General features: G+C 36.6%; 13 protein-coding genes and 3 pseudogenes. 5 read left to right on the top strand and 11 right to left on the bottom strand.

Annotated features, from left to right (window positions below; all coding sequences use genetic code 11):
- Positions 1-372: 372 nt before the first annotated feature.
- Positions 373-9,573, bottom strand: coding sequence for a CHAT domain-containing protein (locus tag F6K23_RS04945; RefSeq protein WP_293151398.1), 9,201 nt, complete (start codon positions 9,571-9,573; stop codon positions 373-375).
- 125 nt (positions 9,574-9,698) lie between these two features.
- Positions 9,699-9,842 (bottom strand): hypothetical protein, encoded by a 144-nt coding sequence (locus F6K23_RS04950; RefSeq protein ID WP_293151400.1) that lies wholly within the window; start codon positions 9,840-9,842, stop codon positions 9,699-9,701.
- Positions 9,843-10,003: 161 nt separating this feature from the next.
- On the opposite strand from F6K23_RS04950, the gene F6K23_RS04955 reads away from it, so the two are divergent.
- Entirely contained in the window at positions 10,004-10,741 is a 738-nt protein-coding gene (locus tag F6K23_RS04955) for a calcium-binding protein (protein ID WP_293151403.1), read from the top strand.
- A 1,192-nt stretch (positions 10,742-11,933) separates the two neighbouring features.
- Here F6K23_RS04955 and F6K23_RS04960 read toward each other — a convergent pair.
- Together F6K23_RS04960 and F6K23_RS04965 are read right to left on the bottom strand one after the other, a co-directional pair.
- Positions 11,934-15,632, bottom strand: coding sequence for an adenylate/guanylate cyclase domain-containing protein (locus tag F6K23_RS04960; RefSeq protein ID WP_293151406.1), 3,699 nt, complete (start codon positions 15,630-15,632; stop codon positions 11,934-11,936).
- Between the two features lie 2,099 nt (positions 15,633-17,731).
- Positions 17,732-18,124 carry a RidA family protein gene (locus tag F6K23_RS04965; protein WP_293151409.1) on the bottom strand — a complete coding sequence of 131 codons (393 nt, stop codon included), beginning with the start codon at positions 18,122-18,124 and terminating at the stop codon, positions 17,732-17,734.
- A 198-nt stretch (positions 18,125-18,322) separates the two neighbouring features.
- Between F6K23_RS04965 and F6K23_RS04970 the strand changes: the two genes are divergently transcribed.
- On the top strand, positions 18,323-18,454 hold the full coding sequence (locus tag F6K23_RS04970) for a hypothetical protein (protein WP_293151412.1): 132 nt from the start codon (positions 18,323-18,325) through the stop codon (positions 18,452-18,454).
- Between the two features lie 393 nt (positions 18,455-18,847).
- Here the strand turns inward: F6K23_RS04970 and F6K23_RS42795 are convergent.
- The 7 genes and pseudogenes from F6K23_RS42795 to F6K23_RS04995 all read right to left on the bottom strand — a co-directional run.
- Positions 18,848-18,952 (bottom strand): annotated as a pseudogene (locus F6K23_RS42795) (zinc ribbon domain-containing protein); the annotation flags it as partial.
- A 118-nt stretch (positions 18,953-19,070) separates the two neighbouring features.
- Positions 19,071-19,424 (bottom strand): annotated as a pseudogene (locus tag F6K23_RS42800) (RNA-guided endonuclease InsQ/TnpB family protein).
- Positions 19,337-19,723 (bottom strand): annotated as a pseudogene (locus F6K23_RS41475) (ion transporter). The pseudogenes F6K23_RS42800 and F6K23_RS41475 overlap by 88 nt, the downstream one beginning before the upstream one ends.
- Before the next feature lie 245 nt (positions 19,724-19,968).
- Positions 19,969-20,190, bottom strand: a complete 222-nt coding sequence (locus F6K23_RS04980) for a hypothetical protein (protein ID WP_293151415.1) — start codon at positions 20,188-20,190, stop codon at positions 19,969-19,971.
- A 27-nt stretch (positions 20,191-20,217) separates the two neighbouring features.
- A complete protein-coding gene (locus tag F6K23_RS04985) occupies positions 20,218-21,033 on the bottom strand; it encodes a photosystem II assembly protein (RefSeq protein ID WP_293151418.1) in 816 nt (271 codons plus the stop codon).
- Positions 20,997-21,221, bottom strand: coding sequence for a hypothetical protein (locus F6K23_RS04990; protein ID WP_293151421.1), 225 nt, complete (start codon positions 21,219-21,221; stop codon positions 20,997-20,999). The genes F6K23_RS04985 and F6K23_RS04990 overlap by 37 nt, the downstream gene beginning before the upstream one ends.
- Positions 21,222-22,193: 972 nt before the next feature.
- Complete coding sequence (locus tag F6K23_RS04995) at positions 22,194-23,198, bottom strand: Gfo/Idh/MocA family protein (protein WP_293151424.1); 1,005 nt, start codon at positions 23,196-23,198, stop codon at positions 22,194-22,196.
- 308 nt (positions 23,199-23,506) lie between these two features.
- Here F6K23_RS04995 and F6K23_RS05000 point away from each other — a divergent pair, with 308 nt between their 5' ends.
- The 3 genes from F6K23_RS05000 to F6K23_RS05010 all read left to right on the top strand — a co-directional run bounded on the left by F6K23_RS05000 (position 23,507) and on the right by F6K23_RS05010 (position 25,020).
- Positions 23,507-23,797, top strand: coding sequence for a 2Fe-2S iron-sulfur cluster-binding protein (locus F6K23_RS05000; protein ID WP_293151426.1), 291 nt, complete (start codon positions 23,507-23,509; stop codon positions 23,795-23,797).
- A gap of 553 nt (positions 23,798-24,350) precedes the next feature.
- Positions 24,351-24,644: a ferredoxin gene (locus F6K23_RS05005; RefSeq protein ID WP_293151429.1), complete on the top strand. Its 294-nt coding sequence runs from the start codon at positions 24,351-24,353 to the stop codon at positions 24,642-24,644.
- A gap of 67 nt (positions 24,645-24,711) precedes the next feature.
- Positions 24,712-25,020: a 2Fe-2S iron-sulfur cluster-binding protein gene (locus F6K23_RS05010; RefSeq protein WP_293151432.1), complete on the top strand. Its 309-nt coding sequence runs from the start codon at positions 24,712-24,714 to the stop codon at positions 25,018-25,020.
- Positions 25,021-25,074: the final 54 nt, after the last annotated feature.

Here is a 25,074-nt window from a genome sequence, read left to right on the forward strand (position 1 = left end):
GGTCTATGTCTATGATAGATAGACTGCCAGAGATGCGAATAGCAGCGATTAGTGCAGAAGATACAAATTTCACCCTCGTTACTACTTGGCTGTGATAACTAGCGTATTATATCGCTAAATTGCGCAAATTGTTAAGTAAGTCGAAACTCCCGAAATTGAAAATTGCCCGAAAGAATTTGCGCCTGTAGGAGGGGCTTTTTCTCGTGCCACCATCGTCTGACCTGCTAGACATCGGCATTCGGATGATAATGTTGGCGTTTTTTACACAACCATTGATAAGCAGTATCGATATTTTCAATCCTCTCGGTTTTAACCAGAGGTAATTATCCATTATCCATTATCCATTAATGAAAACCTTCATATTCCGCTCCACTACCAAGGACTACCGACCATTGTAAACCCTGCCCAGTAATAAGGATGGGAAAAATTTTTCTGATTCATCTGGGCTAACTCTGGAGGTAAAGGCATTTCTCCACGGCTTCCTGAAACTTTTAATATACCATTTTCGATAACAACTTTACCCTTCAACATTGCTATTTGTGCTTCTCGTAATGCTTCTGCTTTAATACTAACATTACCTAAATTAGAGTAAAATTCTGTCATTAATCCTAATGTTGCTTCATCATTAACTAACCATAAACTTGCTAATGCTGATTTTACTCCGGTTGCTATTGCTAACCCGGCAAAACCTAGTTCTGAATTTTTATCTCCTACTGCTGTACGACAAGCGGATAATACTAATAGTTCAACTTCGGGATTATTCCATTCTAAATGGCGAATTTGATGTAAGTGTAATTGCTCATCCCATAGCTGAATATAAGATTTATTGGCATTCCCTGCTCTAAATTCTGCATGGGTAGCTAGGTGAATAATTGGATAGGGATAATTTTGGCGTTGGTTAATTAGGTTTTTTCGAGTGAATTCTTCGTTGAGAAAAATATTACCTTGCAGCGAATTTTTTGTAATTGCTTTTAATTCTACTGGTACTGCTGGTAAGGGTGGTTTGTTAGAAAATTTACTGGCTCCCATGGCTAAAAGTTTTGTGTTTTTGAGGGAGTTGTAGTTACTATTCATTAAGCTGACGCTGGGTATTAGACTGATGTTATATTTTTCGATTAAAAATTGTTTTCCGTCATGTAAAGCTGCTAGGGGTAAGAGGCGAAAACCTGCGTCCATACTAAATAGTAATGTATCAATATTTGCTGCTTCTAATTCTGTTGAGATTGGAGATATTAACCAGTTGTAGAGTTTTTTTGCTGTTGGTAAATAGTCATGATTGTTACGTTTTTTAGAGTCGGTAATATCTAGATAAAATTGTATGGCAACTTCCCATAATTTTTCTCTATTGACTTGATAAATAGTTTTGAGAATAGATTGACCGTCGGGGGTGAATAATATTAGTTGTAGTTGGTCTTGATGAACTTTGACGTAGATAACTGCTGATTTTTTTCCGGTCTGATGGTGCATATCTAATAAGATTTCTCGGATGTTTTTTGTGGATAGTAATTTTTGGTCGAGATTTTCTCCTAGATAATTTGAATATTCTTCGATTCGGTTTTTTTCTAGGGCTAATATCATTTGGGAGGTTGATATATCTACTGTTAATGGATTGGTTGGGGTTAGATTTAATTTTGGTAATTGTTGATTGATTTGGCTTGAATTTGGTTGAGGGTTATTGGGGTTATTGGTAGAGTCGATTAAGTTGTTGAGATTTGTGCTGATAAGATTTTCACTGTTATTTTGTGGGGATTGAATGGTATTTTGAGTTGTGGTCGTTCTCGAAAGGTTAGTAGTATTTATGGTTTGTGTTGCAGATATATTTGTTGGATTTTCTCTAGGATTATTATTGATGGATGAAGTGGGAATTATGGGATGGGATTGATTATTTATTGTTGATGGGTTGGTATTAGTTGAAGTTGAGGTTTGATTATTATTAACTATGGGAGAGGGAGAGTAGTTGATAATTGGTGATGGATTGGAATTTGGTGTTGTTGATGGTGGAGTTAGGTTATTGGTTGGTGTTGGGGGTGAATTTTCAGATATTTGTGTAGTTGGATTAATTATTGTTGGTGTTGGGGGTGAATTTTCAGATATTTGTGTAGTTGGATTAATTATTGTTGGTGTTGGGGGTGAATTTTCAGATATTTGTGTAGTTGGATTAATTATTGTTGGTGTTGGAGTATTGTTAATAGTTGAAGGTGGGGATATGGGAATTCTAGAAATCGGATTATTTTCTACTGCTGAACTAATATTATTGTTTGGTTGATTAAGATTAATTTTGCCTGTATCTGTAAAGATTTCACCTGTGTTAATTTGACCAATTTCAGTAGTCAGATTAATATTGCCACTTTCTTGAGGAGCGGTGGAAGTAATATTACCTGTATTTATATTATTTCTAGCACTAATATCAATGTTGCCAGCAGTACCTATTTCTGCTCGAGTGGTAATATTATTTGTATTAACGGAACCTGCCTGACTATTCACAGAAATATTTCCACTATTCTCTCCAGCAATAGAACTAATATTTTCTGTATTTATATCGTCTCTTGCTCCAATATTTATATCCCCAGAATCTCCAGTTTCGGCAATAGTTTCAATATTATTAGTATTCACAGAACCTGCCTGACTATTAACAGAAATATTTCCACTATTGTCTCCACCAAGAGAACTAATATTACCCGTATTTATATCGTCTCTTGCTCCAATATTTATATCCCCAGAATCTCCAGTTTCAGCAATGGTTTCAATATTATTTGTATTAACAGAACCTGCCTGACTATTAACAGAAATATCTCCACTATTCTCCCCAGCAATAGAATTAATATTTTCAGTATTAATACCATATATTGCAGCAATATCTATATCGCCAGAATTTCCAGTTTCAGCTTCAGTTACTACATCATTAGTATTAACAGAACCTTCCTGACTCTCAACAGAAATATCTCCACTATTATTATTGCCATAGGTACTAATATTTTCATTATTAATATCCCCTTCCGCATTAACATCAATATTACCCGAGTCTCCTGAGTCACCAAGGGATTCAATATTTCCCGTATTTACCTCGCCATTATCGCTACTAACCTCTATGTCCCCACTATTTTCTCCACCACTAGAATTAATTTCCTCAGTATTAATATCTTCTCCTGATGCGACAGTAATATCGCCCGAGTTACCAGAGTTGGAGAGAGACTCAATATTTTGAGTAGTAATAGAACCATCAGCAGCAATAACCTCCACTTCTCCTGATGAGCGATCGCCTATTGATTGAATATTGGCCGTATTAATATCGCCTTGAAAATTATAGGTATTGAGGCGGATGTTACCACTGCTACCATTATCGGCGAGAGTTTGAATGTTACGGGTGGTAATAGTGCTGTTGCCACTTTGGATATTAACATCCCCACTTTGTTGAGGCCCAAATGAGGCAATGTTGTTGATGGTGACACTGCCACTAGAATTGAGATTAATATCTCCTCCAGTACCGTTAACAGAATAGGAGGCAATATGGTTAACATCAATATTTCCGCTGTTACTTTCAATAGTAATATTTCCGCTGGTCTCATTGTGACTGGTAGAGAAAATATCGCCAATTTCAATGTTACCTATTTCACTACTGACATTAATATTACCGCTAATTTCACCTCCTATTCCACTAAGACCTCCCACAGTAATATTTTCTTTAGCAGATAGAGTAATATTACCACCCGTGCCATTGTTTGCTTTTGTTGCTAAGTTGGCGACAAAACGTTCAAAGAAGGTGGCAACTTCCAGGGAGGTAATGTCTATGTCTGCTGGAAATTTATTAATAATTCCTGCGGTTGTGTCGATAGATCCCTCGTGGGATGTAATAGTAATATCTCCACCACGGTTATCTTCTCCTGCTTCTTCCCCAGAATAGCTGAGAATATTAGCGGTATTAATATTATTGTTGGCAGTAATATTCACATTTCCGGCGTCACCTACTTCGGAGCTAGACCGTAATGTTCCACCAGTTGTATTGATCGCTCCTCCTGCATTTAGGGTAATGTCTCCTCCTCTATCAATACCGAAGGAGTTAGCATCAATACTGGCAGTGGCAATATTTCCTTCTGCGTTGAGGGTGACATTTCCTGCTTCGTTGTTAGACCAAGATAATATTTTGCTGTTGGCAGTATTGATGTCTCCGGTGGAGTTGAGGGTTATATTTCCTGATGTTTCTGAGTCGGTAACTGTGGATATTGGTTCTGTTACTTCAATATTTCCTGCTGCGGTAATTTCAATTTCGCCTCCACCGGAGGTTAAAACGCCTCTAATTAAATCTGTGGTATTCCCAATACTCAGTCCCTGGGTGGGAGATTTGAAAAATGCTCCAGCACTACCTGCTCTAGCTTCTAAATTATTTACTTCTAAATTAATTGGTTGTGATGATGAACCTATTCCACCACTGTTGCGAGTCTGAAAAATAGTACTGTTTGCTCTGACTAAGGAATTTTCTGAGGCGCTGAAAATATTACCTCCTTCGGCATTCACTATTACTGTTCCAGTTGTGCGGAGGTTACTGAGGGTAATATCTCCAATTTCTCCGAGAGTACCTAACTGAATTGTAATATTTCCACGACCTGCATCTAGGATGGTATCTTCTGCCATGGTTATATTACCTGTACCTACTTGGCGATAATTAATATCTGCATTATTGTCATTAGCGCTGAGAGTAATATTGCCATTTCCCTCAGAAGTGTCTATGTCGGCGTTAATATTTATATTGCGACCTGCTTTTAACTCCAAATTGGAAATTTCATCGGAGTTGATAGGTTCGTTAATAGTAATATCATTGTGTGCTTGTAAACTAACTTCACCCTTTTGGTCGTTAACTTGGTCTGCATCACTATTAATACTACTGTCAGAGTCTGAGTTAAAAGCATCCTCTTCCCCACCATCAACAATAGTTATATTTTTTGCCGGGTTAATTTCGCCAACTTCAATACTGCCATTGTTAGCATTCATATTGATATTTCCATCCTCGCCATTTTCAGCAGTAGTATTTAACTCTCCCGCATTAGTATTAATATCGCTAGAATTACTGGTGAGGTCAATATTACCACCTCCTTCTATTCCCGATGTATTGATATTTCCAGTGTAAATTCTCTGTTCAGCATTAAAAGTAATATTTCCACCCCTACCTTCCGAAGATAAGTTGAGTAAACCCAAACTGGTGTCGATATTACCCGAAGCACTCGTAATATTAATGTCGCCCCCTTGTTGAACTCCCGCAGTATCGATGTTGCCAGTAATAACTGAATTATTTGCAGTTAGGGAAATATTGCCTGAATTGGTGCCAGTAGAACCTGAATTTAATCTCCCACCAGTAGTATCAATAGTACCAACCGCATCTAAAGTTATCTCTCCCCCATTACCCAGAGAAGAAGCAGAATTTGAATTTATACTACTTGTGAAAATATTACCTCCACTTGTGAGAGTAATGTCCCCTGCGTCTCTTTCTCTAGAACCAGAGTCAAGGCGATCAATGCTAGTGTCAATATTTCCTCCTGCTTGAATATTAATATTTCCTCCATTGCCACTTTCGTTAGATGAGGCAAGTACTTTTTCGGTAAAAATATTACCCTCAGCTGTCAAAGTGATATTCCCCCCATCTCCTTTATCGGAAACAGCTTGTATTTGACTCGCCCTAGTATCAATATTGCCTCCTGCTGTCAAAGTGACATTTCCTCCTTTATTTTCATTGCCATCATCAGGGAAGTTTGGGGTTACTAATGACGAGGCAGAAATAAAGTCTGTGGTTATATCTCCATTAGCTGTCATTTCAATATCTCCAGCATCCCCAGCACTATCAGAACTAACTCCTCCCCTCGTATCAATATTACCGACCGCATTGAAAGTAATATTTCCTCCGTTGTTACTACTATAGGTAAAGGAAATAACCTTATTCGTAAAAATATTTCCACCTGCTGTAAAAATTATATTTCCAGAGTTACCTCTTTCAGAAGCAGAGTTAACATTTCCACCTGTGGTATCAATATTACCTCCAGCTTCCAGAATAATATTTCCTCCGTCACCAATATCTGGTGTGAATGAGGCAGGGTCAAAATTTTCACTAACTATTAAGTCTGAGGAAAAAGATGATATTTCACTCGTTGTGATGTCGCCTTCTGCTCTAATTTCAATATCTCCGCCGTTACCATAACTAGATGCGGAAATAACTATACCTTCAGTAGTAACTATTGAACCCGAACGACTCTCTATTTTTATCTGACCACCAGACCCATTTCCACCAGCAAAAGTATCCACATTTGCTGTCTGAATATCTCCTTCTCCTATAAGAGTAATATTACCTCCACTTCCTAAGTCCGAATAGGCATTAATTTTACTTTCCGTTGTATCAATTCCACCATTATTACTTTCAATAATTATATTCCCTGCATCTCCCTCACTTATCGCCGTAGAAATATCTTCGGTAACTGTAATTTGACTTTCTACCGAAAGTTGAATATCTCCTCCTTCGGTAGTTGAAATTCCCATAACATTTTCCCTCACACCACCAATATTTATTCCTCCCAAAACTTCAAAAAATGCTCCATTACTTCCAGCCACTGCCTCTAATTTTTCTGCCTTTAAACGTAAGGGTGCTTCAGATAAACCAATCCCACCATTTCCAGAAGTTTCAAATAAAATACTATCCCCATTTATCAAGGAATTTGTCGAAACACTCTCAATATTTCCCCCATTTCCATTAACCAAAACTCGACCTGTTGTAGTTAAATTTGCCAATTTTATATCTCCTACTTCCCCCAAGTTTCCTAACTCAATTCTAATATTTCCACTACCAGCATCTAAAGTTGTTTCTTCCCCTTGAATAATACTTCCTATTTTTTCATAATTTTCTATTACTGGAAAAGAACTTCCTATATCACCTGTAGTTGGTTCATTGACTGCCCCTAAATTTGGTTCGTCTTTTGTTTCCTCTTCCAAAATTATATTTACTACTTCTTCCTCTCCTCCTAAAATTATATCTGCTACTTCTTCCTCTCCTCCTGAAATTATATTTGCTACTTCTACATTCCCTTGAATAAAAATATTTCCATTCCCATCCGCCGTATTAATATCTGCATTAATATTTACACTTTCACTGGCAGTCAACCTCACATTATTCCCTGCTTCAATTCCCTCTTCAATATTCAAATTTCCATCCACATTTAACCTAACTCTCCCAGCCCTACCACCTGTAGAAATTCCTGTTAATTCTCCATTTACCCCACCAATTGTTAGAGATGAAATAGCATCTATTAATACCCCACCCTTGCCTGTAATTGCTTCTAAATTATTTACATCTAATCGCAATGGATTTTCTGATAATCCGATTCCTCCTTGTCCACGAGTTTTTAAAAGTATGGTGTCTGCTGTAATTAAACTATTAGATGAAACTTGAGTAATATTACCACTATTAGCATTAAGTATTACTCGTCCTTCTGTGGTTAAATTGGCTAGATTTATATCTCCTATTTCTCCTAAACCACCTAATCTAATAGCGATAGTTCCACTTCCTGCATTTAATGTTGTTCCTTCTTGTTGATTAATCGAAGCTGCTCCATCACTACGATTTTCTATATTGGCATTATTATCATTGCCAAATAATATGATATTTCCATTGCCTATAGATGTGTCAATATCGGCATTTATATTAATACTTCGACCAGCTTTTATTTCTACTGATGAGTCAGTTTCGATTTTTTCATTTACTGTTATATCGTTGTCAGCTTGGAGAATTATTTCTCCTGATAAATCTTCAATATTTTCAGTAGAAATTGTGAAATTTGCATTTTCATCTTGAGCAAAGGGGTCTGTTGCTATTTCTGTTTCTGTTATTTCAGAATTGTCAATATTTTCAGTAGATTCAATTTCAGAATTATCCCCTGTTATTTCAGAATCAGAATCAGAATTTTCAGTTATTTCAGAATTGTCAATATTTTCAGTAGAATTATCTCCTGTTGTTTCCGAATTTTCAGAATTTTCAGTTACTTCTGAATTGTCAATATTTTCAGTAGATTCAACTTCAGAATTATCCCCTGTTGTTTCCGAATTAGAATCAGAATTTTCAGTTACTTCCGAATTTTCAGAATTTTCAGTAGATTCAACTTCAGAATTATCCCCTGTTGTTTCCGAATTAGAATCAGAATTTTCAGTTACTTCCGAATTTTCAGAATTTTCAGTAGATTCAACTTCAGAATTATCCTCTACTATTTCAGCTTCTTCTGATTCTCCAACCTCAATATTTTCCGGGTCTAATAAAATCGTTCCAGAATTTCCAGATGCAGCACTAACATTAACACTTCCATCAAAAATTAACCGTTGTTTTCCCGAAACTTCAACAAACCCACCATCCCCAGAAAACTCCCCACCTTTAGCACTAATATTTCCCCCAAAATTAGTAATACCATCCGACCAAACTATTACCCTTCCTCCATCACCATAACTAATAGCATCAGCCGAAATAAACGAACTTCCATCAACAAAAGTTTGCCGAGAATTACTCACTATTCCATTGCCTTGAAAATCACCCCCAATTAATATTATTCCCCCTCCATTAAAACCATTAGCATTAATATTCGCATCTATCACTGCCACGCGATCGCCCAAAATATTAATCTGTCCACCAACATTCCCAGAAGCTGATACATCTATATTTCCCGCAGCGAAAGCATCTCCCGATACATCAGCAACTATTGTATTTGTATCTATCAACACCACATCACCATCAGCATTAACAGTCATCGATGTGGCATGAGTTGTTCCTCCACCCGTTAATAACTGTGGTAAAGATAGGGGAGTAAAATGTGAAATATCCGCTCCATTTTCCACTGATGAAGCAACTTCCAAACTTAATAAATGTCCTGGTTGAGATATTCTCAGGATACTACCACCTTCCACTGCAGCGATCGTAATATTACCCCCTGCTGTAGAGAGTTCCCCAGTATTAACGACGATGCCGCCAAGTAAAGTCAAATTTTCACCGGGAGCTAAACTTAAGTTTCCTTCATTAACTATAACGCCTGGGTTAGAAACATTAAAACGATAACCACTGGGGTTTCCGACTAAATTTGCATAATCATTTGTTCCCATGGCCTGAAACCAGAAGTTATTACCGTTAAACCCAATACCAGTCGCCGTTGTAACGCTGAAAGAGGCGGGTATATTAAGACTGGCATTCTGACCGAAAATAATTCCCGCAGGGTTCATCAGAAAGAGGTTGGAGTTACCACCGATAACTTGAATTAAACCGTTAATAATAGAAGCATTTCCCCCTGTGACTCTGCCTAAAATATTTCGGGTATCTGGGGTAGTGAGAAAATTAGCTATTTGGCCAGAGTTGAGGTTGAATTGTTCAAAACTGTGAAAGAGGTTTGCCCCACTCTTAGTTCCTCCTTGAATATTAAATTGGTTGCCCTGTGGCGTGACAGTTGTTCCTGTACCATCGTTAGCAGGGGTAATGGGTTGTGCTGTGCTTGGTGTTGCCACTACTATTGCTAGTAATGGCATTAGTAGAGATAAAGGATAGTTTAATCTCACAGTTTTCATAGCTTATAGAAACACACTAATTTAATTTAACTGTCCAGTCAAAATACTGTTTATTATATTTTAGTTAATTTATTAGGCGTTGCTAATTTGAGGTATGATATATAATCCGGTTATACAGTATATGTTTATGATTCTATCCACACTTCAATCTCCCAATCTCCCAATCTCCCCATCTCCCCATCTCCCAATCTCCCAATCTCCCAATCTCCCCATCTCCCAATCTCCCCATCTCCCCATCTCCCCATCTCCCCATCTCCCCATCTCCTCATCTCCCCATCTCCTCATCTCCCCATCCCCCTATCTCCCCATCTCCCCATCTATTTATATACCGTAATATCACAATCAGAAAAAATTCTGATAGTAAATAGATGATGCTGATGGTCGTTTTGGTTTAGATGGAGACCAAATAGTTGTTTCTGATAGTTCTGGATTGGATTTTGAAAGTGATGCGAATCATAATATTACTGTGCGAACTACTGATGCTGGGGGTGAAAGTTTTGAGCAACAGTTGACGATTAATGTAAGTAATGTGGATGAGACTCCACCTGAACCTAATAACACTATGTATGGAAGTGACAATAACGACTATATGCGTGGCGGCTCAGATAACGATGTTATCAATGGCGAAGGTGGTAATGATATACTTATTGGGAAGAGTGGTGACGATCTACTCAATGGTGGTCTTGGAAACGATATCCTCAAAGCTGGTGATGGTGACGATCTACTCAATGGTGGTCTTGGAAACGATATCCTCAAAGCTGGTGATGGTGACGATATCCTCAATGGTGGTCTTGGAAACGATATCCTCAATGGTGGAAGAGGTATGGATACTCTTACAGGAGTAGACATAACTTCTGCTCAACCTGGTTATAATGAGATAGATATTTTGCGGGGCAATATCGATGCCGATCTATTTATCTTAGGCGATAACAGTGGTCAAGTTTACTACACTGGAAATGGTATAAACGATTATGCTCGGATCGATACTTTCAATACTGCTGAAGGCGATCAAATTCAATTACAGGGAAGTAATAATGACTATACATTAAGAGAAGATGTTTCTGGATTGCCAAGAGGAACTGCTATCTACAATAATGATGATTTGATTGGTATTGTCAATAATGTTAGAAATATGGATTTGAATAGCAGTGATTTTTCTTTTGTATAAATCTCTAGTTTGGTCTGAATTGATTTTATGGTAGTGGTGCATTTCATGATTTTGGTCAAGGTATGGTGAGCATTTTAGCCACCATCCACCACTACTATAGCAAGGAATACCAAAACGTTCTTTTATCTAAATACCAGGTAAGTCTACCAGTTCTTCCGATTGCCACTTATATCATGTCCGGATAATTAGGGTTTGCGCATGGAAAGTCTTTTTGCTGGGGTAGGAGACAGGAGACAGGAGACAGGAGACAGGAGAAATGGGAATGAGCGAAGAGGTAGTAGAAAGAATTGTAAGAATGATTTTTCTGCCTAACTATGCGCCTAAAATACGCTCCTTTTTGAGCATGAAGAGCTAAAAACCAGGTACTGCAATTCGACCCCGAAAAAGCTAAAGTCTTTATATGTCAATGCTTTTAGATTTAATCAGCAAACCCTAATTAGTGATAGAACTCCGTTCCGCTGACGCGTTAACGTTTGCGCCCTCCATGACCTTAGCGCAGCTTCTCCGCAGGAGATAGGATGCGTTGTGCGCAAGCAAACAAAAAACTTTCTCCTATTTATTCTTTCTTCTTCTTTTTTCTTGCTTCTTTCTTCTTCTTTTTTCCCTCATAACTTATCATATAGAATCCGGTTATATAGTATATGTTCATTATTCAATCTCCCCATCTCCCCATCTCCCCATCTCCCCCAACAATACAATTAAGTATTCAACTGGATTTGATATTACTCGTTACTCGTTACTCCTTACTCGTTACTCGTTACTCCTTACTCGTTACTCCTTACTCGTTACTCCTTACTCCTCAGTAATACGATAACTAATTACCCGGATTCTATACCACTTCTGAATTATTACTCCTGACTCCTCTCTAATGATTTATAAGTATTCAACCGGACATGATATTATTTGTCAGTATTCAACTGGACATGATATTAGAGATTTCCAGAAAAGAGGGAACAGGGAGGAAAAATTGATAATTTATCAAAATAACATGGGTCTAAAACCCCGCCTTTTAAGGCGCAATATTTTTGGAGCGGGGCTTAAATCCCCGTTACAAAAATAACTTCTGACTCACAGGAGTGCGCGTTCCGCAAGCGAGCTGGCGTCGTCGCGGGGTCGCACCGCTTCTGACTTCTGACTTCTGACTTCGTTAAGGGTAATAATTGATTTTATTTTTGATTTTTGGAGATGTCTATTAGTCTACTCGACCCTCAAGCAAATGATTTTTGTGCGAAAATACCAGATTTTTTTCACTATTTTTCCTTCTACCTTGAAGCCAATAAGTAATCATTTCTCCTCTACCTCTAACTGAAATATTTCCCCGTGGTTCTAATAAATATTGATCTTTTAAAAGTTGATAAGTAGCTTCAGTAACTTGAATTTTTCCAGGTATTCCACTTGCTTCCATTCGAGATGCCACATTAACTGTATCACCCCACAAATCATAAATAAACTTTTTAGTACCAATTACTCCTGCTACAACAGTTCCAGTATTAATACCAATCCGAATTTGGAAAGGTTTTCCCAAGTCATTTAAAAACTTAGGAATGGCCTGCTGCATATCTATTGCCATTTCAGCGATCGCCTCTGCATGATCGTCTCTAGCTGCGGGTAAACCACCAACGACCATATAAGAATCTCCGATAGTTTTAATTTTTTCTAAATCATGTTTTTCAGTCAATTGATCGAAAACTGAGAAAATTTGATTGAGCATATCCACTAATTCATTAGGAGATATTCGAGCTGAAAAACCTGTAAAATCGACAATATCAGCAAACAAAATGGTTACACTTTCATACCGTTTAGCAATTGGATGATGATTTTGTTTTAATCTTTCAGCAATTTTCGCAGGCAAAATATTCAGCAATAAACGGTCTGATTTTTCTTGTTCTAATCGTAGCGCACTTTCTACAGACTTACGTTTTGTAATGTCTTGAATTGTACCTTCATAATAAAGTATTTCTCCTTCAAAATTACGAACTACACGAGCATTTTCAGAAATCCAGATTATAGTACCATCAACACGATAAGCTTCTGATTCAAAGGATGATATAGAACCATCTTTTTCAAGGGCAGCAATAAACTCAGAGCGACGATTTGGATTAACATACAGTTGTTGGGCAATGTCAGTCATCTGATTTTTCAACTCTGCTTCTGAGGAACAACCATACATCTTGACTAAAGCTGGATTTGCACTAATGAAATATCCTTCTGGAGAAGTTTGAAATATACCCTCTGCAGTATTTTCAAAAATGCTACGATATTTTTCCTCAGCTCGTTGTAGCGCATCTAGTACCCGTTTGCGTTCTGTAATATTACGCGCTACCCAAATCACACAGTTATCTGGTAATGGTGAAATGTTAGCAGTAAACCAAATTTCATTAGGATTAGGAAGAGGAGAATGGGGATAGGGAGGCGAATCAGAAGATTTGTAATTAGGAACTTTGCATGAAATTCCCCATAGAGAGTTAGGCTTTTGAACATTGCCGTTCTGTGGATTTACAAGCAAACTATATTCTAAATTAACAGTTTCACGTGTATTCAGCACGCGCTGAATATTAATCATAAATAGGTTTGCTTGTTGAGGAGGTAAAACTTCATAAATACTTTTACCAATCAATTCATTAATGGGACTATATAACACTTCTGAATTAGTAGATAAGATTTTGACATATCTACCTTTAGCATCGAAGACAGTAATTACATCAGTCATTGCCTCAAACAAAACCCGCAGTTCCGCTTCTGATTTTCGTAAGGCGGTTTCTACTCGTTGACGCTCTGTCACCTCCATCATTAACAAACGATTTGATTCTTTGAGAGCAGCAGTACGTTCCTCAACCTTTGTTTCTAACTGTTGATTAGCTCTTTGCAAGGCTTCTTGTGCTTGTTTGCGCTCTGTAATATCTTCAACAGTTCCCTCGTAACGAATTAACCTACCATCTCGATCTCGCACAGCTCTAGCATTTTCAGAAGTCCAGATCAGACTACTATCTCGGCGATAAACTTGTGACTGATAGTTAACTACAACATCTTGCTCTCGTAGAGTTTGTATAAGTTGAGAGCGGCTTTCTGGGTTACCGTAAAGTCGATGTTGTAAGGAGGTAAGGTTAGTAATCATCTCTTCAGGAGATTCATAGCCATAAATTCTAGCTAATGCGGGGTTAACACTTATGAAGTAGCCATCAGGAGTTGCTTGGAAAATTCCCTCGACGGCATTTTCAAAGATGGTACGATATCTTTCTTCTGCTTGTTTTAGTGCTGCTTCTGCATCTTTGCGATCGCTAATATCAATACCTACAGCAAAAGCTGCTTTTCCTCCAGCGTATTTTTGGGAAACAATTAAATAATTCCGAGCAATACCATTGACATGAGCAGATACTTCTCGACAGTCATCCTGAGCGGGACTGGCAAAAAATTGACTCATAAATTCACTAAATTCTTCGCTGGCCTTGAGAAAGCCAATATTTTGACCAATAAAAGCTTCTTTCGGTAAATTGTAAGTTTCTGCTAAATGTTTATTAACTCCTAAGTAGTGTAAATCTGAGCTGATCCAAGAAACAATTCCTGGCACTGCTTCTAAAATAGCTCCTAACTGTTCTTGAGTTGCTCCAAGGTCTGATTCAGCTTGTCTGCGTTCGGTAATATCAATACCAACGACAAATGCTGCTTGATTGTGATTATATTTGCGAGCAACAATTAAATAATTTTTGGTTTTATTGTGGTAACTTGAAATAATCTCAGAAGTTATTTCCTGCTGAGAACTTGCAAAAAATTCTTTAATTAAAGTATTAAATTCAGAACTTTTATCTATAAAACCAATATCTTTGCCGACAAAATCTGTTCTCGAACGTTTAAATATATCAGCTAATTGTTGATTTACTTCAATATAGGTTAAGTCTGAATTAATCCATGAAACCATTCCAGGAACTGCTTCTAATGCTGTTTCTAGTTTTTCTTTAGCTGCTAAAAGATTTTGTTCTGCTTGTTTGCGTTCAGTAATATCTATACCTACTATAAAAGCAGCTTGGTTTTGATTGTATTTTTCTGCTACAATCAAATAATTTCGAGGTTCTCCATGAATTTGTGATACTATTTCACCTGTGATTTCAGACTCAGAACTAGCAAAAAATTGCTCAACAAATTTATTGAATTCAGAACTTATGCCTAAAAAACCAATATTTTTACCCATAAATTCTTTTCTGGGCATACTAAAAATATCAGCTAACTTTTGATTAACTTCTATATAACATAAATCCGAACTAATCCAAGATACTGTACCTGGTACTGCTGCTAATACTGTTTGTAACTGTTCTTTAGCATTTCTTAGGTCATTTTCTGCTTGTTTGCGTTCTGTAATATCTATACCTACCACAAAAGCAGCTTGGTTTTTGTTGTACTTTTCTGCTACAATCAAATAGCTGCGAGATTCTCCATGAACTATTGATGTAATTTCACGACTTGTTTCTAAATTTGAACTTTCAAAAAATTCTTGTAGAAAGTCATTAAACTCAGAACCTGCTCCTAAAAAACCAATACTTTTGCCCGCAAATTCTTCTGTGGGCATACCGAACATCTCAGCTACCTGATGATTAACTTCTATGTAGCGTAAATCTGAACTAACCCAAGATACTGTACCTGGTACTGCTGCCAAAACTGTTTGTAATTGCTCTTGAGCTGCTTTCAGAGCTGTTTCTGCTTGCTGGTGTTGAACAATTTCTTGCACTAACCGATCGTTTGATTCTCTTAGTGCTGCAGTGCGGTCTTCGATGATGAGATTTAACTGATGCTCATTTAAAATGCAACTTGAATTTGCTGTTTTGAGTTCACTAACAGTTTGGCGTAGAGCAATCAACTCCTGAATCAATTCCTCTTTAGTTTTATCTTCGTCATTCATAATTTTCAAAGTTTATGATGATCTGGTAGTATATTAATTTATATTTAATCGTGTAATTTTTGAGACAAAGTTGCCTTGATTCCTCTCTAATTTGTGGGCAATAAATATAATCGTTTTGCTATTCAAAATGTTATACATTATGATCAATTAATACTAACTGTTGACGACAAATATTAATGATTCTCTCTCCTACCGTAATAGTATAGTCATTTCAGTTTAGATTCAGACAAGAGTTTCTTGTCTTGAAATACTTTTAGCCGAAAAAGTGTTTCATTCTTATTTGAAATTACTATAGTCTTAATTTGGGTCGGGTAGACTTGAATAATTTTAGAATATTAAAATTTTTTTTCTTTAAATCCTCCTATTTTCTGCTTCCAAATCACCCATACTAAGAATTAATTAAATTGAGAAAGGTGACAATTTAACAATTGTTTATATTTAGATGAATCAGTTTGAGATGTCAGGGAGCTATCTACCAATCTATTCACCGATCTAGTAGACATTTCCTGATATAATTTGTATCAATGATGATGTTTTTTTTCTGGTTTGATATCTGTGTATTCCTTATTTTAAGCAGGTTACAGATGAAGATGCCCTATGATAGTCAAAAAGCTGATGATATTTTAACACCCTCATATCTTAATGTCAAAAATTGGCCATGACTGTGACATAAATTGTTACTTTATAAAATAACCCATTAATTAAATTTGATATATGGTAATCTTAGACGTAGTTATATAGACAATATTTGGGCAATAAGCAAAAACTCTATAAGAGATAAAAATATCAGAATTATTTTTAGGCATTTATTAATACTTAGATTAGTAGAAATCTATTTTATATTGGGATTGTCAGCAAGTTAAAATTTTGTAGTCAATAACACCAATTATTGTAGCATTTCTCATAGTAGTGAGGTGGAGTTTTATTCAATTTTCTACTTTTTCAGCAATTTCACTTTCAAAAATATTTAACGCAACCACCCTGGGGGGATACTAGCTTACAAGGATAGGTTTTTTACCTTTGGTGTAAAAGAAGTGTGAGGAGTTTGGTCTGTGTGGAGAGACAGAGAAGTTTTGAGCCATTTATTTATTGTATAAAATAAGTCTTGAAACCCTTGTGGGACTCACCCCTAACCCCTCCCAGGAGGGGAAGGGGAGCAGGGAGCAGGGGAGAAAGGAGAAAAAATCATAGTAGTTAAGTAAAACTATTGAAGTTGTCCAAAAAAATGTATGGAAAAATACATTTTTTCTCCCGAAAAAGCCGAGCCAAGACTTACCAATAACTCGTCTATTTTGTCAAGCTTTATGTTAAGAAAGATGTGGGTAATGGATAGCCCTGTAAGGGGGGTATCTTCATAAATATTAAATTTTTCTAGCTAGGAGACAGGAGACAGGAGACAGGAGACAGGAGACAGGAGGGAAGAGGGAAGAGGGAAGAGGGAAGAGGGAAGAGGGAAGAGGGAAGAGGGAAGAGGGAAGATGTGGGGAGAAATAATACAAAAAATTCAACACTCCTTTTCAGATTTTTCCTCACTCATTGATGTGCGAAAAGACTTGGCTACCATAATTATATAGATCTCAAATGGGTTCTATAAAAAAAATCGGCGTTGCTGAATAACAGTATGATTTTTGGTAGTCAGTAGTTAGTAAAGGGATGGATACTAAACCTCTGCTTACTTCATAGAAGATAGACTACAGAGATTGTACGATCCATTATAGATAGATTAGTATAGATTAGTGAGTCTTGATTTACCCTCATACCTTTTTTCAGTAATGCCAAAAAATCTTTGTTTGTAGTTGCGCTTTAGCATCCCAATCATTTTTATAGTACTGAAATGTAACAACACCCTTTAATATAAGTGTTTCACTAGACATGATCAGGACTTACGCAGAGACTCTACATATCGCGAGGGCGCCATTCGGAGCTTTGCGGAACGCAAATACCATTTGCTTGGCATAACTATCGTTAACGCCTCTACAAATGGTGCTTTAAAAGTCAATTTGCGTAAGTCCTGCTGATATCAATACCAATTATCTCTGTCTGGCAAATATTGCTATACTTTCCATCAATAACCCCACTTTTCATTATATTTAAACTTTCTATAACACTGCAATACAGTCAATTTCTACAAGTACATCTTTGGGTAAGCGGGCAACTTCAACACAGGCGCGGGCAGGAGCATTGTCGGGGTTGAAGTATTTAGCATAGATGGTGTTGACAGTGGCAAAGTCGTTCATATCTTTGAGGAACACGGTTGTTTTGACAACATTTGACCAAGTGGCACCTGCTGCAGTGAGTATAGCTTCTAGGTTTGCCATAACTTGTTCTGTTTGTTTGCTTACATCATCGGTGTAGACTATTTGGTTGGTTTTAGTGTCGATCGCTATTTGACCGGAGACGAAAATCATTTGACCTGTGGCAGCGATCGCTTGATTGTATGGGCCAACTGGTTCGGGGGCTTTGTCAGTTTTGATTATTTTACGGGTTGTCATATTTTGTTTTTGTTGCTAGTTGGTTATGGTTTGGTGTTGATGGCTAATAATTTTCAGCTTGATACATTTCACCATTTGAGATTATTGCATAAGTAAAGTCTATTTTTTCAAAAATAATGTAACTACTGTAATAATTTTGCTATTCTTCATCTATTTTTTGACCACAATGGGGACAAATTATAGATTTTTGATTTTGATTTGAAGCTCGTTTTTTTTTCTATTTCTTCAGTAAAACCAGAAGCAACTATACCTGCTGGCAAAGCAAATATACCAACTCCTACTAATGCAGCGATCGCTCCTAAAAATCTACCTAAAGGAGTAAAAGGATAAACATCTACTTCATAAAACTGATATAAAACGTCTCTCTTGGTGCGCGTTCCCTCTCTTGGTCAGCATTCCCTCTCTTGGTGCGCGTTCCGCAAGCGAGCTGTCGGCGGCGCGGGGTCGCACCGCTTGCGCCTGACGGCGACGCGGGGTCTGACCGCTTGCGTCTGACGCGCCCCGCGGGGTCGCACCGCATAATTAGTGACATTTTAATGTTTACTTCCTGCTTTCCTACGGAATGCTACGCAAACCACCGGAACTGTCGGCAGCAGGACCTCCACAGGCATTCACGGTCAAGCTGACCGCATTTCTTGAGTGTGTCTTACATTCCGAGGTTCCCTCGGAATTACACACTCGCTTTCTTAAATTAATTGAAGCATTCAAGTCTCGGTCAATTGATCAACCGCATTCTGGACAGTGATAAGTTCTGATGTTTAAAGGCATATCCTGTACATGACCACAATTAGAGCAAGTCTTAGATGATGGAAAAAATCTGTCTACTACTACTAATTCACAGCCGTACCATTGACACTTGTATTCTAACTGCCTACGGAATTCATAAAACCACTATCTGCTAACTGATTTAGCTAGCTTATGGTTAGCTAACATACCAGACACATTGTCATACCTCAATCACAACAATGCCGTGGTTATTGGCTAAATATGTTGTCAGTTTATGAAGTGCATCTTTACGGATATTAGCTACTCGTCTATGTTGTTTGGCTAGCTTGACTACTGCTTTGTACCAATTGCTTGAATGTTTAACTTTCCTACTCAGTTATCGTTGTAATTTAGCTAGTTTGTTTTGCGCTTTTTTGTAAGGAAAAACGCTCTTGAATACTTCACCAGTACTTAGAGTTGCTAATGTCTTAATGCCTAAATCTACACCTACAACTTCTGTAGTTTTTGGTGTAGAAGTCGGAGTAAATTCATAGCTCCATAACCTACGGTAGTTAAGGTGACAATGCCCCACCACATAGCAGCAGGAATATGAGGAAAATCATCTGGTTGAGCTTCATGTTCAGCGAAGTAAATTAAACTGGCATAAGTTACTAAGAAAACTAAAGCAATAAATAAAGTAATAACTATTTATTCTTGTTTTGACTTGATAACTTTACCAAATAATTTTACTGTACTTGAATATCTACTAATTTTGAATAACCGAAAGATTCTAAATAAGCGAAACGAACGAGTAAATATTAGATTTGGCCAAAATAATGGTAAATAAAATGGAAGAATTGCGATTAAATCAATAATTGCTAAAGGTTTTACCATAAATCGTATTCTTCCCCATACTGGATGTTTATATCCAGGAGCAACATTGGATGACCAAACCCTTCAATAATTAATAATTAATAATTAATAATTAATAATTAATAATTACCTCTCCTTTAAAACGGATAGGATTGACTAAAAGGAATTTTTTTCTCTTGGTCGATTGAATATGGAGAGGTTTATTCGCCATCCCTTGACCGCTTTTATTCCTTGAAAATGGGAGGCTTTAAACCACAATTTTTAGGTCAAATATATTCTATGGTAAATATAATTACTGATATTAATTCAAAGTTATCTAACCAGGTTTTATATGGCTGATAAATCTCTTGTACTGTGGAGATAATTACAACTATAATACTCAGAAAAATCAATGTGATGATACATATTTTGAAGGTTTTGCTGTAAGTATCTCCGGGATTATCTAGCTCAATAATTTTAAATATTCGACGTTTAATTTTGTAGAGCATTTTTCTAGATAAATTTTGGAGTGATTTTTATTTTTTGCAGAGAATTATATAGTCATCTAATCCATAATTTGAGTTATGATTTAATCCAAGATATTGACGTTTAAGTGGACTCATATATTTTTGAGTAGGTAATTTTTCATTAGCATATTTAAAAAAGTCTCTATGAGATTCTCTAATTCCTGTTGAAGTCACATATTTATACCACTCTAATTTTAACCCTAATTCCTCAACTAAATTTTCAAGCAAGTTTTTTTCTTGGCTCCTATCTTCTTTGCGCTGCATATTATAAACTTTCAATATTTTATTTATTTGAACAATTAACATTACATAACCATCACTACTCAAACTTTCCTGAAATATTTTTCGGTAAACCTCGAAAGACTTTTTCTTTTCTGTTTGGTCAGCAAATAAACAGTGAGAAATAACTATAAAGTCAAAAAAGCGTTGTGGCAAAACTTTCGATTGGTCGTTGTACGACAAAATATCAGTTGTATCAAATCGAAAATAAAGATTAGTTGGCATTCTTTGCTGTTCTATATATTGTCGCCAAAATTGAAGACCTCGATATTGAAATTGAGCTTGTTTTTCTAGGGAATAATAAGATATGTGCATCGGAGGGTTGAGTAAAAAGCCACTACTACTTTGCAGGAATAAAGCTAACCCATAGGCTACTGTTCCCGGACCTGCAGCAATATCTAATATATTCATTTTTGTTGGTAATAATCCACTTTTGTAGACAAAATACCAAGCCAAATAATTACAATAAACATTATCTAAAAAATATTTCATAAAATAGACATAAGGAGTTAAGTTGAAGCCATAATCTGGATCTGCTTCCCCCATTCATCTCTCATTTTTTCATTAGGGCTAAAAGCAGCAGCATAACAATAGCTACAACCATATTGACAACCGCGATACGGATTTAAAGTAAAGTCATAAGCTTTAATAAAACCAGTAGCTTTATTTAATATTGATTTAGCATTTTGTGCGTAAACATCAGCACTGCAAAATTTTTCACTAACTACTAACATATTAGATACTCAAAATAATATTTAAAAATTACCAAAAATCCAGATTAATTCAGTATTTTCAAGGCTAAAATTTTCATAAATGAAATCAACAAAATAATTATTGAAAATGATCTAAATTTTAATTTATAGCGCTGTGCGCAGGCAACAGCTCCGGAAGGGGGAATAAAAAACCGATAATATAAGGCTTTTAGCTATTGGACAGTTCTTGTAATTTCTACATAAGCCAGCGCACATTGCTATAATTAGAATAAAACTATTCTCCTCAGCTAGCTCTTTCAAGAATGATTTGCTAATATAAAATCCGGTTATACAGTAATCGCAAAATTACTTCATCTTAATACAGATGTTCTATTGAATACGAATTTAAACATTTATGCTATTCAAATCCTTTCTTTCTCCTAAGTAGGTGTGTTTAATTAAGTGTAAAATTTCCGAAGGGAGGAGAAACGGGGAATTTAGAGGAGGTAGAAGTAAGAATTTTCCCTCAATTTTTCTGTCCTTGATTTGCCCAAAATGCTAACTTTTTGAAGGTTTTAGACTAAAAAAAGCGCACTTTTTTGGAATCTCATAAGGCTAAAACCTTTATCTGTAAATGCTTTTAGATTTAATCAGCAAGCCCTAATAATTAATTATTAATTATTAATTATTAATTATTAACTATTAATTGTTGAATAGATATACTCTGTCAACTTTTCTAGCCTTGGATGCAGTATTATATTTATTTCTGCCTAGCTACTTAGCTATCAACTCCTGACTCCTGACTCCTCAGCGATACGATCAATAATCATCCTGATTTGGTATAATACCTATTTATATTTTAAATTCTTAACTCTGTTGTTGTAAGCATTCAGCTATCAGCTATGAGTTATGAGTTATGAACTTATATCATGTCCGGATAATTAGTGATAAAAAAACTTTCTCTTTCTTCTTCTTTCTTCCCTTCTGACTCCTGACTCCTGACTCCTTCGTCTTTTATAGATTAATAATCTTATTTATTTCTGATGCTTTTCTAGTCGCCTCAGCAACTTTTAGCGTATACAAACTTGCTTCTGGAGTTACATATAAAGGAGTTCCCTCCAATAAATGTTCAATTACCATTTTTGTATCTTTAGCAAATAAACCACGTCGCGCCCCCACTTCTATAGTTTCTGTTTTTTCTCCCTGCAATAGTTGACCTTGTTGAGGAGTAAAAATTAATGTGCCTGCTTCGCCGTAGATAGTAAAAATGTTTTCTGAGAGCCAAAATTTTTCACCCTTGCCATAGACGCTTTCCCCAATAACACCATTGCTAAATCTTAACTGGGCAGTACACAAACAAGCATTATAAAGGTTTACTTCAGTGTACCAAAACTGACTTTGGCAATTGACATTATCAACTTGACCAAATAGATCGGTAAACCGATGCAAACGAGAAAGCGCTCCCATAAAAGGAAAGCCAAATAATGAAGGCTTATAACTCCATTTTACAGGTGCTGGCTGTTTAGAATTGATTGTAACGTAACGAGCGTAGAAGACTTTACCAATAGCTGATAAAGATTGTTTAATCGCATTATGGAGACCGCCAAGAAGCTCAATATGTTCAACATGCAATAGCTTATTTTTCTTAGCTGCTAGAGAAATTAATGATTCTGCTTCAGTTGAGTCTAGGGAAAGAGGATATTCCACAATGATGTGTTTATCATTTTCTAAGGCTGCACGAACAATTGCTCCATGATCTCTATTAATAGTAGAAACGATAACTAGATCCAAATCTTCTCGTTTTACCAATTGTTGCCAAGAAGCTGTATTCTGAACTTGGAAGGTTTGACTAAATTCCTCAGTTTTTTCTGGGGTATGACCTGCTACCGCAACTAGGAGCGATCGCTTATCTGCTTTCAATGCCTCAGCTCTAGTCTTAGCAGCATGACCAGTACCAACAATACCCACTCCGATCGGGATAGTGGGGCATAAAGAGGAAGAAAGATTTGTCTGGGTCATAGTTAAAGTACAAAATCAAAATATTGTATTTTAGATTATATATGTCAATGACTGTGCTAAAATTCAATATTTTTTAACATCTGTCTCATGGTTGTTGTCCAATCAGGTATAAGTAATCAGAATTAAATTAGAATTATTTATAATAAATTCTATAGTAATTTTTTGCCAAATTTGTTTTACAACATTGATTTTTTCCCTTAATATCAAAGATGGAAATAAAACAAGTACAAATAATTTGGCTAATCAAGCCAGGTAATTTGTATAAGTTTAAATTATATGTATACCCAACTACCAAAGAGGAAAATTAAATGGCCACTTACAAAGTTACTCTAGTTACACCAGATGGTGAAAAAGTAATTGAATGTCCTGAAGATGAGATCATTCTTGATGTTGCTGAAGATCAAGGATTAGATTTACCCTATTCCTGTCGCGCTGGTGCTTGCTCCTCCTGTGCTGGTAAAGTTGAATCAGGTACAGTAGATCAAGACGATCAGTCATTTTTAGATGATGACCAGATAGAACAAGGATATGTACTAACCTGTGTGGCCAAACCAACGTCTGATTGTACTATTAAAACTAACGTGGAAGAAGACCTATAAGTAGTAGACGAGAGCAAATTAATTAATTAATTTTTTTCGGTATATAGTTGATGACCGTTTGACTATCAGCTAATACCTTTAAATAAAGGCTCTTGTTTGAGGTGATTAATCAGCTAGCTTAAACTCCAAGTAATTTTGGTGTGTTGCTTGTTTGAGTAGTTAACCTCTAATAATTCTCATGTTAATCCTAGAAAATGATGATCAGCGATCAAGATGAAAGAATAAATACCGATCGCCTTCATTTTAATGGATATCTGTTTGAGCATTTCTAGGCCTAAGTTAATCCTGCAAATCCTACATTGTCAGGAAAATTTGGCTCGTAATTTTACAAATTTTCCATCTCAGTGAAAAAAATGTCTAGCATTCTAGTAGGAGAGCTAGGCACTGATAACTGAGGTAAAACTACACTGTAAAATCCATCAATGAGGTACTGAACTTCAGGCACCACGAGTCAGCTATATTGCCTTGAAAATGAGTACGACTCTATACTAGAACTAATCAGGCCTTTTGTTCTGTTGCATAGAGACGAAGCTATTGAATAAAGGAGCGCAAAATGGCAAGCTATAAAGTAAAACTGAAAACTCCAGATGGAGATCGAGAAATTGATTGTCCTGATGACAAGTATATTCTTGATGAAGCAGAAGAACAGGGACTTGACTTACCCTACTCTTGTCGTGCTGGTGCTTGTTCTACCTGTGCTGGTAAAGTATTAGAGGGTACAGTAGATCAAGGCGATCAGTCATTCTTAGATGACGATCAAATGGCAGCAGGATATGTTTTAACTTGCGTAGCTTATCCCACATCTGATTGCACAATTGAAACCCACCAAGAAGAAGCGCTTTACTAAAGTTAGCAGCTTCGAGTCAATCAAAAATCAAAAAATTTGTCTAATTAATTATTGAGAGGAAAATTATATGGCTACCTACAAAGTTACTCTAGTAAATGAAGCAGAGGGAATCAACCAAACTATTGATTGTGATGATGATACCTATATCCTTGATGCTGCTGAAGAAGCAGGTCTTGACCTACCTTACTCCTGTCGTGCTGGTGCTTGTTCCAGTTGTGCAGGAAAGGTAGAAGGTAATGCAGATGATGTGATAGATCAAAGTGATGGCTCCTTCTTGGATGACGATCAGATCGCAGAAGGATATGTGCTAACTTGTGTTGCTTACCCTAAAAAAGACTGCACCGTTACGACTCACCAAGAAGAGGCACTTGTGTAGTTGAGGATTTGGTAGTCCTGTTCGCGTAGTGGTATACAAGGAACAAGGGACGTT

Source organism: Okeania sp. SIO2C9 (genome assembly GCF_010672455.1).
GTDB lineage: Bacteria > Cyanobacteriota > Cyanobacteriia > Cyanobacteriales > Microcoleaceae > Okeania.